Raw genomic sequence first — 9785 nt, 5'->3', positions numbered from 1 at the left:
GGGTGGGGGCGGCCGCCGCCGGGGAGCCGTTCTGGCGCATCCCGAAGCCGGGGCGTTCGCTCAACGTCCCGCCCCGTACCGGTCGCCCTCCGGGCGGTCCAGCGCGTACGGGTGGAGGGTGTAGCGGACGCGCCGGTCGGACGTCTCCTCGCGATCGAGGCGGAAGCCGGGCTCCTCGGCCGGGCGCTGGACGATGAACTGCAGCGCGGTCGTCTGCCGCCCGTAGCTCGCGTCGTAGGCGTTCAGGCGGACGTAGTGGCCCGGGTACGCCTTGCGGCACTCGTTGATCTCGTACAGGACGCCGGCCGGGTCGGTGAGGTCGAACATGGGCAGGCCCCACATCTCCCAGTAGGAGTTGCGCGGGTGCGGGTCGTCGGTGAACTCGACCGAGCACGGCCAACCCTGGCCGAGGGCGTAGCCGACCTGCTTGGTGATCTCCTCGTCGGTGAGGTCGGGCAGGTAGGAGAAGGTGCCTTGGGTGATCCGCATGTCACACGCTCACTGGGGTCTCGACGACGTCGGGTGTGTCGGTGGACTCGTAGGTGAAGGTGATGTCGCCCCAGGTGGACAGGGCGACGTCCAGCTCACGGCTGTTCTTGGCGGCGGCGCGCAGGATGTCGGGGCCCTCGGCGAGGTAGTCGCGGCCCTCGTTCCGCGCCTTGATCATCGCCTCCAGGGCGACGCGGTTGGCGGTGGCGCCGGCCGCGATGCCCATCGGGTGGCCGATCGTCCCGCCGCCGAACTGGAGGATCGAGTCCTCGCCGAGGTAGTGCAGGAGCTGGTGCATCTGGCCGGCGTGGATGCCGCCGGACGCGACGGGCATCGTGCCCGGCATCGACGCCCATTCCTGGTCGAAGTACAGGCCCTTCACGGGGTCGGCCTCCACCTTGTCCAGGCGCAGGGTGTCGTAGTAGCCGCGGACGCTGTTCGGGTCGCCCTCCAGCTTGCCGACGACCGTCCCGGCGTGGATGTGGTCGACGCCCGCCAGCCGCATCCACTTGGCGATGACGCGGAAGTTGACGCCGTGGCTCTTCTGCCGCGTGTACGTGGAGTGGCCCGCGCGGTGCAGGTGCAGGAGGACGCCGTTGGCGCGCGCCCACCTGGCCATCGACTGGATGGCCGTGTAGCCGATGGTGAGGTCGATCATCACGATGACGCTGCCGAGTTCCTTGGCGAAGTCGGCGCGCTCGTACATGTCCTCCATCGTCCCGGCGGTGACGTTGAGGTAGTGGCCCTTCACCTCGCCCGTGGCGGCCTGCGCCCGGTTGACGCCCTCCATGCAGTAGAGGAAGCGGTCGCGCCAGCGCATGAACGGCTGGGAGTTGATGTTCTCGTCGTCCTTGGTGAAGTCGAGGCCGCCGCGCAGCGCCTCGTAGACGACGCGGCCGTAGTTGCGCGCGGACAGCCCGAGCTTCGGCTTGACGGTCGCGCCCAGCAGCGGGCGGCCGAACTTGCCGAGGTACTCGCGCTCCATGACGATGCCGTGCGCGGGGCCCTGGAACGTCTTCACGTAGTGGGCGGGGATCCGCATGTCCTCCAGGCGCAGCGCCTTCAGCGCCTTGAACCCGAAGACGTTCCCGATGATGGACGACGTCAGGTTCGCGATCGACCCCTCCTCGAACAGGTCGAGGTCGTAGGCGATGTAGGCGATGAACTGGTTGTCCTGCCCTGGGACGGGCTCCACCCGGTAGCACTTGCCCTGGTAGTTCTCGTAGGACGTGAGCCTGTCCGTCCACACCACCGTCCAGGTGGCGGTGGACGACTCGCCCGCGACCGCCGCGCCCGCCTCCTCCGGCGGGACGCCCTCCTGCGGGGTGATCCGGAAGGCGGCGAGGATGTCGCTGTCCTTCGGCTGGTAGTCCGGACGCCAGTAGCCCATCTCGGCGTAGGGGATCACGCCCGCCGACCATCTGCCTGCGCTCATCGCCGCTCTCCTTCAGCCCGAGGGTGGATGCCTGTGCTGGTTGCCTGTGCTGGATGCCTGTGCTGGATGAACGGGGCGCGGCGTCCCGCCCCGGTGAAGGACGGCATGCCCCAGGGGTCGGGGCGGGCGCCGCGTCCCGGCCACGTGGACCGTGAACGTTTCGAGCTTCCCTTCCCGACACTTGCGATGTCCATCAAGTGTTCTACGGTGACCATTAAGCAATCACTTGAAAGAGGAGGTCGGCGGGGTGACCGAGGCGCGGTTGCGGACGTTCGTCGCGCTCGCCGACACGGGGTCGGTGCGGGCGGCGGCGCGGCGGCTGTACGTCACGGAGTCGGCGGTGTCGGCGGCGGTCGCGGCGCTGACCAGGGAGCTCGGCGTCCCGCTCGTCCGGAAGGAGGGGCGGGGGCTCCGGCTGACCGCCGCCGGGACCGCCTACGCGGGGTACGCGCGGCAGGTCCTCGGGCTGCTGGAGGAGGGGCGGGCCGCGGCGCGCGGCGCGGCCGATCCGGGGCGCGGGACGCTGCGGCTGACGGCGGTGACGACGGCCGCCGACCAGCTCCTCCCGGACCTGCTCGCCTCCTTCCGGGAGCGCTGGCCGGACGTCGAGCTGACGCTGGAGGTGGGGCCGCGCCGCCAGGTGTGGAGCAGCCTCGCCGCGCACGAGGCCGACCTGGTGCTGGCCGGGCGCCCGCCCGCCGGGCTCGCGGCGACCGTGCTCGCCGTCCGCCCGAACGAGCTGGTCGTCGTGGGCGCCCCGCATCTCGCGGACGGGTTCACACCGGCGGGCACCCCGTGGGTGATGCGCGAACCCGGTTCGGGAACGCGGGCGAGCGCGGACGCCTACCTGGCCGAGCGGGAGGCGTCGCCGCCGCGGCTCGTGCTCGGCTCGAACGGCGCGGTGATCGCGGGCGCGGCGGCGGGGCTCGGGGTGGCGCTGGTCTCGCGGGACGCCGTCGGCACCGAGCTGGACGCGGGACGCCTCGTCGTCGTCGACGCGCCGGGGATGCCCCTCGACCGGCCCTGGCACGCGGTCGCCGGGGCCGCACCGTCCGCGACGACGCTGCTGTTCGTCCGGCACCTGCTGGACGCTCCCGGCTGGAGCGCCCCGGGCCGAAGCGCCTCGGGCGGAAGCGGGCCGGGCGGGAGCGGGCCGGACAGGAGCGGGCCGGGCGGGACCGCGGCGGAGGCTAGGGGAGGCTCCAGAGTGAGACCGACAGCAGGGCGAGGCTGACGGCGATCAGGATCATCGCGACGGTCCGGCCGCCCTCGTCCCCCGGGACGGTCTCCCGGCGGGTCACGAGGAACAGGAAGCCGGCGAGGAAGCCCAGGGCGGCGAGGTCCATCGCCACGGCGAGCCCGGTCACGCCACCACCCCCTCAACTGATCAAACCCTAGACGAGTGCGGTCGCTCACATCGCCGACCCGCCGCGCACGAGCGGCGGCGGACAGGACAGAATCGAATTCGGAAACCCGCGAAAGGGGCAACGATGACCGACCGCCAGTACGACATCGTCCTGTTCGGCGCCACCGGTTTCACCGGCGCCCTGACCGCCGAATACCTGGCCGAGCACGCCGATCCCGGCACGCGCTGGGCCCTCGCCGGACGCAACGAGGCGAAACTGGCGGCCGTCCGCGAGCGGCTGGCCGGGCTCGACCCCGCGTGCGCCGACCTCCCGCTGCTGCACGCCGACACCGGCGACACCGCCTCGATCGAGGCCGTCGCGAACTCGGCGCGTGTCGTCATCACCACCGTCGGCCCGTACGCCAAGTACGGCGAGCCGCTGGTGGCGGCGTGCGCGCGCGCCGGGACCGACTACGTGGACCTCACCGGCGAGCCGGCCTTCGTCGACCGGATGTACGTGAAGTACCACCGGGAGGCGGAGCGCAGCGGCGCGCGGATCGTGCACGCCTGCGGGTTCGACTCCATCCCCCACGACCTCGGCGCCTACTTCACGGTGAAGCAGCTTCCCGAGGGCGTCCCGCTGCACGTCGAGGCGTTCCTGCGCGCCCGCGCGGACGCGTCCGGCGGCACGCTGCACTCGGCGATCGGCGTGTTCGCCGATCCCGCCGGCATGGTGCGCGCCGAGCGCGAGCGCCGCGCGGTGGAGGAGCGGCCCGCCGGGCGGCGGGTGCGCGTCTCGCGCCGCCCGGCGCCGCGGGCCCGGGTCGCGGGCGGCTGGACGCTGCCGCTGCCCACCCTCGACCCGCAGATCGTCGTCCGTTCCGCGGTGGCGCTGGACCGCTACGGCCCGGACTTCTCCTACGGCCACTACATCGCCGTCAAGCGGCTCGCCGTCGCGGCGGGGCTGGCGGCGGGCACCGGCGCCCTGGCCGCCCTGTCCGCGCTCCCGCCGACGCGCAACCTGCTGCTGCGGCTCCGCGCACCGGGCGACGGCCCGTCGCAACAGGAGCGCGCCCGCAACTGGTTCAGCGTGAAGTTCGTCGGAGCGGGGGGCGGGCGGCGCGTGGTCACCGAGGTCGCGGGCGGCGACCCCGGCTACGGGGAGACCGCCAAGATGCTCGCCGAGTCGGCGCTGTGCCTGGCCCACGACGACCTTCCGGAGACCGCCGGGCAGGTCACGACCGCGGCCGCGATGGGCGACGCCCTGATCGCACGGCTGACCAGGGCGGGGATCGCCTTCCGGGTCCTCAGGACGGACTGACGCCGCCCCGGTGCCGCCCGGGGATGGGGATTACGGCCTCGACGGTCGTCCCGGCCGAGGGCCTGCTCGTCACCGTGACGCGCCCGCCGAGCAGTTCGGCGCGCTCGCGCATGCCGCGCAGCCCGTAGGAGTCGGGCCGGCGCCCGCGGCCGCCCTGCCGGAGGACGTCCCGCACGGGGAACCCGGTCCCGTCGTCGCGGACCTTCAGCCTGACCCGGTCGTGGGAGTGCTCCAGCAGCAGGTCGACGCAGGTCGCCTGCGCGTGCCGCAGGCAGTTGCCGACCGCCTCCTGCGCGATCCGGTACAGCGCGGTCTGCACGTGGTCGGGCAGCGCGTCCTCCAGTTCGCCCTCGACGGTGACCGTCACGTCCAGCGGGCCGGACGGGCCGGGGCCGTCCCCGACCTCGCGGGCGAGGGTGGCCAGCGCCGCCGACAGGCCCAGGTCGTCCAGGACGGGCGGGCGCAGTCCCCCGATCGCGGCGCGGGTCTCGGCCGCCGCCAGCTCGCACAGCCGGCGCGCCATCATGATCTGCGCGAGTCCCTCGGGATGGTGCTCGGGCATGGCCCGCTCGGCCGCCGACAGGTGGAACCCGAGGCTGGCGAGCCGCTGCGCGATGCCGTCGTGGATCTCCCGGCTCAGCCGGGACCGCTCGGCCTCCTGCGCCTGCACGGCCCGCTCCGCGAACCGCTCGGCGGAGTGCTCGCGCTCGCGTGCGGTGCGCAGCCGGCGGCACGAGCACAGCACGGGCCCGAACAGGCCGGCGAGCGCGGTGACGAGCTCCAGGTCCTCGGGCGGCGGCGCACCGGCCGCGCGGACGTCGACGACCGCGATCACGGTGCCCTCGCTGTGCACGGGGATCGCGGCGCCGCGCCCGTCCGGGTGCCGGCGGGGCCGGCCGTGCGCGGCGACCCAGCCGACGTCGCCCTCCCCCAGCGGGACGGGCGGGCCCGCCCATTCCAGGACGCGCTCGTCCTCCGCCAGGACGTACACGTCGCAGAACGTCAGCGCCCGCGCCGACCGGACGACCAGCCCGGCCAGCTCCTCGGCCATCCGCGGCAGCTCGCGGGCGGAGCAGGCCACCGCCACGACGCGGACGAGCAGGTCGGTGCCGCGCCCCGCGAGCAGCTCCAGCGGCCCGGCGCCCGTCACCGGAACAGCCCCTCGCGCAGCGCGACCGCGATCGCGGCGGACCGGTCGGTCACCTCCAGCTTGCGGTAGAGCGCGCGCAGGTGGCTCTTCACGGTCTCCTCGCTCAGCACGAGCCGCGCCGCGATCGCCTTGTTGGACAGGCCCCCCACCAGCAGCGACAGCACCTCGCTCTCGCGCTGCGTGAGCCCGCGGTTGGCGCCGGGCCAGAACTCGCCGCGGGTCAGCCGGGCCGCGGTGACCGCCATCCGGCCCGCGAGCGTCGCGTCGACGACCGTCTCGCCCTGCGCGACCTCCTCCAGCCGCCGGACGAGCTCCGGGCCGTCCACCCGTTTGAGCAGGTAGCCGCCCGCCCCGGCGCGCAGCGCCTCGAAGACGTACTGCTCGTCGTCGTACACCGACAGGAACACCACCCGCGTCTCCGGGACCCGCCCGGTGAGCCGGCGGCACAGGTCGAGGCCGCTCTCCGGCCCGAGCCGCACGTCCAGCAGGACGACGTCGGGACGCAGCGTGGTGACCAGCCGGGCGGCGTCGTCCCCCGTCCCCGCCTGCCCCACGACGCGCACGCGCCCGGAGAACCCGGCCAGCATGGCCTGCAGCCCGGCGAGGATCATCTCGTGGTCGTCGACCAGGACGACACGTACGGGGACGCTCATTCCCGCACGATAACAACCGGAAGCTACTCACCAGTAGCCCGACCCGGCCGCGGATGCGGAGGCTTCCTCCGCCGTTTCACCCCCGCACTCCCCTGGATGGGGGAAGTGTCACCCGCTGTCCACCCCGTACTCTCCTAGACGAAAACCGGTTTCCGCAGGACGGAGGAGCAAGGTGCCCCATCGGATCGTGCATATGCTCCGGGCGCGCGGGTCGGGCCGCCGCCCCGTCATGCTCGCCATCGCGGGCGACAGCGCCGCCGGCAAGACCACCCTGACCAGGGGCCTCGTCCAGTGCCTGGGAGCCGACAGGATGACGGCGGTCTGCGTGGACGACTACCACCGCTACGACCGCGCCGAACGTTCCGGGAAGCCGTTCACGGCGCTGCACCCCGACTGCAACCACATCGACATCATGGAGCAGCACCTGCAGCTGCTGTCGATGGGCGAGCCGATCCTCAAGCCCGTCTACGACCACTCCACCGGCGAACTCGTCCGCCCCGAGCTGGTCGAGCCCCGCGACTTCGTGATCGTCGAGGGGCTGCTCCCGCTGCACACCAGGATGGCCCGCGCCTGCTTCGACATCACCGTCTACCTCGACCCGCCCGAGCCGCTGCGCCACTCGTGGAAGGTGCGCCGCGACTGCGCCAAACGCGGGTACACGCCCGAGCAGGTCATGGCCGAGCTCGACCGCCGCGAGCCCGAGAGCGCCGCCTACATCCGTCCCCAGCGCAAGCACGCCGACATCGTCGTGCGGTTCGCGCCCGTCGCCGGGAGGCTCGACCCGCCCGGCACCCCGCTGTCCGCCGAACTGCTGCTCCGGCCCACGATCGACCACCCCGACCTGGCGGACGTCCTGGACAGCGGCCCCGCCGGCACCGGCGCGGACCGGACCGAGACGGCCATGCACCTGCGCCTGCACCGCGACACCGACGGGCGCCCCGTCGACGCCCTGCACGTGCACGGATACGTCTCCCCGGAGGAGTCGCAGGTCGTCAAGAAGGCCATACTGGAACACCTCGGCCCGCGCGCCGGCACGGCCCTCTCCGACCCCGGGGTCCTCGGCCAACTCGGCGACGCGGGCACCAGCGACCCCCTCGCCATCACCCAGCTCCTGCTGCTCTACCACCTGCTGGACGCCGACCACCGGCAGGCCGCCTGACCCCGCGAGCGCGCGGGGAGGCCCCGGAGCCTCGGACCTGTGCTCCGGGCCGCGCGCGACGCGGCAACCGGGAGGGCGCCCCTGCGGGCGCGAGGGCGCCCTCCCGGCCTTTCACAGCTCGTGCCAGGGGACGTCGGGACGGGCGCGGGCCACCACCGCCAGGGCCTGGCCGCCGCGGATCATCTCGTCCGGGGCGGCGGTCAGCCGGAACGTGGTGTCGGGCCGGTGCGACTCGCCGACGGCGAGCAGGGTGCTGCCGCGCCGCAGGAGAAAGATCGCGACGTCCATCCGGGACCACTCACCGGCGCCTTCCGGGATGTCCACCCGGTACAGGGCGCCGTCTGTGTCCAGGGTGCTGGCGAGGTTGTGGTAGATCGCGGCGATCCCCGGGTTGCGGATCGCCGCCGCCACCACGGCGGAGTCGTCGATGTCGACCGGCTCGATGTCCGCGCCGATCAGCCGCAGCGCCTCGGTGATCTCCACGCGGCGGTTGCCCTCGTGCACCCCCGCCAGCAGGTGGACGGCCGGGTCGCCCTTGCGCCGCAGGTACGCCTCCACGCCCAGCATCACCCGGACGGTCTCGTCGTCGGTGTGGCCGACGACCACCACGGTCCTGGCGGCCTCCAGGCAGGCCCGCTCGTAGGCCGTCTCGTCGAACGCGACCACGTCGTACAGGTCCGGATCGGGATTCTCGCCCGTCAGCTCGTCCGGCCAGAAGATCGCGACGACGGGAGTCTTGGCGAACTCCCGGTCCGCGCGGATCTGGCCGATGATGGCCCGCAGGCCGTCACGGTGGTAGCCGACCATCACGATGTGCCGCTTCAGGTGCAGCCGCGCCTGGCCGTTGGCCCTCATCGTCCGTCCCTTCCCCATCCAGAGAGTCAGCTCGGCGAACATCACGAGCCCCGCGGTCAGCCCCGCCCCGATGATGATCACGCCGCCGATGCGCCCGCCGGTCGTGGCCGGGGCCAGGTCGCCGTAGCCGGTGGTGGTGCCGCTCACGAGGAAGTACCAGATGTACTCGTGCGGCTTCGCGATGTCGGCGCCGGGCTCCTCGAACAGCGCCATCAGCAGCCAGCCCACCGCGAAGGCCGCGACCAGGACGAGCGCGGGCACGCGCCAGGACCGCCCGGTGATCCGGTTCACCAACTGCATCAGCACGATCGGCATCCGCGCAGCGTGGCAGGATGCGGATTTTCGCGTCAAGTACGAAAGCCGTGGTCGGCGCGGTGATGGAACGGGAATGCGGTTCGGGAGCACGGCGACGAGAACGGCCGCCGGTGGCCGAAGGGGCGTGCGCCGCGCTCAGAGCGCCGGGCCCCGTTTCAGGACGCGGCTGAGGGCCGCGGCCACCTCCGCGGAGAGGTCGCCGTCGGCGGAGGCGCCCGGCGGGGCGCCCGGCGGGCCGCCCGAACGGACGAGGTCGGCGGGGGCGGCCTCGCGGGTGTGGCCGCAGTCGCGGCACTCGACCTCGCCGAGGCGGCACACCAGGGCGGCCGAGGCGCATGCCGAGCAGCGGTCGAGATCGTCCGCCCAGTCGCGGACGGCCTGGCAGCCGGGACAGATCAGCACCTGCCGGTCCGCCCGCACCCCGCGCTTCCACGGGCTCGCGCCGCGCACGGGGTCGGTCTGCCGCGCCCCGCAGCGGTAGCAGGGCATCACACCTCCAGGGGTGCGGGGACCGGTTCCGGCCACGCGGCCGGTGCGGTCCGGTTCACTCAGAGCCCGGCGAGCGCCTTGCGGTACTCGTCGATGTCGCGTGCGTCCGGGATCGCGTTGACGATCTTCCAGCGGACCACGCCTTCGGTGTCGATGATGAAGGTGCCGCGCACGGCGACGCCCTTGCCCTCGTCGAACACGCCGTAACGCTGTGCCGTCCCGCCGTGGGGCCAGAAGTCCGACAGCAGCGGGAACGAGAACTTCTCCTGGTCGGACCAGCTGCGCAACGCGAAGATCGAGTCGACCGAGACAGCCAGCACCTGGACGTCGTCGCCGGCCGACGTGGGCGGCTCGTCCCGGATCCGGCGCAGCTCACCGGTGCAGACACCGCTGAACGCCAGCGGATAGAACACCAGGACGACGTTCTTCTCGCCGCGGAAGTCCGACAGCTTCACCGGGGTGCCGTGCTGATCCCTCAGCTCGAAGTCCGGGGCGCCGTCGCCCACCTCAACAGCCAAAACCTCTCCCGCCGTTCCGTCCCCGCCCACGGCGGGAGAGGTTTTGGCTGTTGAGG

Annotated in this window: 11 protein-coding genes; 3 read left to right on the top strand and 8 right to left on the bottom strand. The window is 73.2% G+C overall.

The window, feature by feature from the left end:
* Positions 1 to 60: 60 nt before the first annotated feature.
* Together E1289_RS33560 and E1289_RS33555 are read right to left on the bottom strand one after the other, a co-directional pair.
* Positions 61 to 489 carry a ribulose bisphosphate carboxylase small subunit gene (locus E1289_RS33560; RefSeq protein ID WP_131987507.1) on the bottom strand — a complete coding sequence of 143 codons (429 nt, stop codon included), beginning with the start codon at positions 487 to 489 and terminating at the stop codon, positions 61 to 63.
* 1 nt (position 490) lies between these two features.
* A complete protein-coding gene (locus E1289_RS33555; RefSeq protein ID WP_131987505.1) occupies positions 491 to 1924 on the bottom strand; it encodes a form I ribulose bisphosphate carboxylase large subunit in 1434 nt (477 codons plus the stop codon).
* Positions 1925 to 2171: 247 nt separating this feature from the next.
* Between E1289_RS33555 and E1289_RS33550 the strand changes: the two genes are divergently transcribed.
* A complete protein-coding gene (locus E1289_RS33550; RefSeq protein ID WP_131987503.1) occupies positions 2172 to 3158 on the top strand; it encodes a LysR family transcriptional regulator in 987 nt (328 codons plus the stop codon).
* Here the strand turns inward: E1289_RS33550 and E1289_RS38595 are convergent.
* Positions 3115 to 3291 carry a hypothetical protein gene (locus E1289_RS38595; protein WP_165970715.1) on the bottom strand — a complete coding sequence of 59 codons (177 nt, stop codon included), beginning with the start codon at positions 3289 to 3291 and terminating at the stop codon, positions 3115 to 3117. The two genes, E1289_RS33550 and E1289_RS38595, sit on opposite strands and share 44 nt — an antisense overlap.
* 123 nt (positions 3292 to 3414) lie before the next feature.
* On the opposite strand from E1289_RS38595, the gene E1289_RS33545 reads away from it, so the two are divergent.
* A complete protein-coding gene (locus tag E1289_RS33545) occupies positions 3415 to 4590 on the top strand; it encodes a saccharopine dehydrogenase NADP-binding domain-containing protein (protein ID WP_131987501.1) in 1176 nt (391 codons plus the stop codon).
* On the opposite strand, the gene E1289_RS33540 is transcribed toward E1289_RS33545, so the two are convergent.
* Together E1289_RS33540 and E1289_RS33535 are read right to left on the bottom strand one after the other, a co-directional pair.
* On the bottom strand, positions 4577 to 5740 hold the full coding sequence (locus tag E1289_RS33540) for a GAF domain-containing sensor histidine kinase (protein ID WP_131987499.1): 1164 nt from the start codon (positions 5738 to 5740) through the stop codon (positions 4577 to 4579). The genes E1289_RS33545 and E1289_RS33540 overlap by 14 nt on opposite strands.
* The gene (locus E1289_RS33535; RefSeq protein ID WP_131987497.1) at positions 5737 to 6393 is read right to left on the bottom strand and encodes a response regulator transcription factor; all 657 of its coding nucleotides are present in this window, start codon (positions 6391 to 6393) and stop codon (positions 5737 to 5739) included. Before E1289_RS33535 ends, E1289_RS33540 begins: the two co-directional genes overlap by 4 nt.
* Positions 6394 to 6586: 193 nt before the next feature.
* On the opposite strand from E1289_RS33535, the gene E1289_RS33530 reads away from it, so the two are divergent.
* A complete protein-coding gene (locus E1289_RS33530; protein WP_131987495.1) occupies positions 6587 to 7552 on the top strand; it encodes a phosphoribulokinase in 966 nt (321 codons plus the stop codon).
* Positions 7553 to 7663: 111 nt separating this feature from the next.
* Here E1289_RS33530 and E1289_RS33525 read toward each other — a convergent pair whose 3' ends face one another.
* The 3 genes from E1289_RS33525 to E1289_RS33515 form a co-directional block, all read right to left on the bottom strand.
* A complete protein-coding gene (locus tag E1289_RS33525) occupies positions 7664 to 8722 on the bottom strand; it encodes an ion channel (protein WP_131987493.1) in 1059 nt (352 codons plus the stop codon).
* Positions 8723 to 8857: 135 nt separating this feature from the next.
* Complete coding sequence (locus E1289_RS33520; protein WP_131987491.1) at positions 8858 to 9211, bottom strand: hypothetical protein; 354 nt, start codon at positions 9209 to 9211, stop codon at positions 8858 to 8860.
* Positions 9212 to 9270: 59 nt separating this feature from the next.
* Complete coding sequence (locus E1289_RS33515) at positions 9271 to 9729, bottom strand: peroxiredoxin (protein ID WP_131987489.1); 459 nt, start codon at positions 9727 to 9729, stop codon at positions 9271 to 9273.
* Between the last annotated feature and the right edge of the window lie 56 nt (positions 9730 to 9785).

It is taken from the genome of Actinomadura sp. 6K520, from assembly GCF_004349245.1.
Classification (GTDB): domain Bacteria; phylum Actinomycetota; class Actinomycetes; order Streptosporangiales; family Streptosporangiaceae; genus Spirillospora.
This window is presented reverse-complemented; position numbering and strand designations above follow the sequence as displayed.

Coding starts and splice junctions, on each gene's coding strand:
- E1289_RS33560 (WP_131987507.1), bottom strand. CDS start 489: ATGCGGATCACCCAAGGCACCTTCTCCTACCTGCCCGACCTCACCGAC.
- E1289_RS33555 (WP_131987505.1), bottom strand. CDS start 1,924: ATGAGCGCAGGCAGATGGTCGGCGGGCGTGATCCCCTACGCCGAGATG.
- E1289_RS33545 (WP_131987501.1), top strand. CDS start 3,415: ATGACCGACCGCCAGTACGACATCGTCCTGTTCGGCGCCACCGGTTTC.
- E1289_RS33535 (WP_131987497.1), bottom strand. CDS start 6,393: ATGAGCGTCCCCGTACGTGTCGTCCTGGTCGACGACCACGAGATGATC.
- E1289_RS33530 (WP_131987495.1), top strand. CDS start 6,587: ATGCTCCGGGCGCGCGGGTCGGGCCGCCGCCCCGTCATGCTCGCCATC.
- E1289_RS33525 (WP_131987493.1), bottom strand. CDS start 8,722: ATGCCGATCGTGCTGATGCAGTTGGTGAACCGGATCACCGGGCGGTCC.
- E1289_RS33520 (WP_131987491.1), bottom strand. CDS start 9,211: ATGCCCTGCTACCGCTGCGGGGCGCGGCAGACCGACCCCGTGCGCGGC.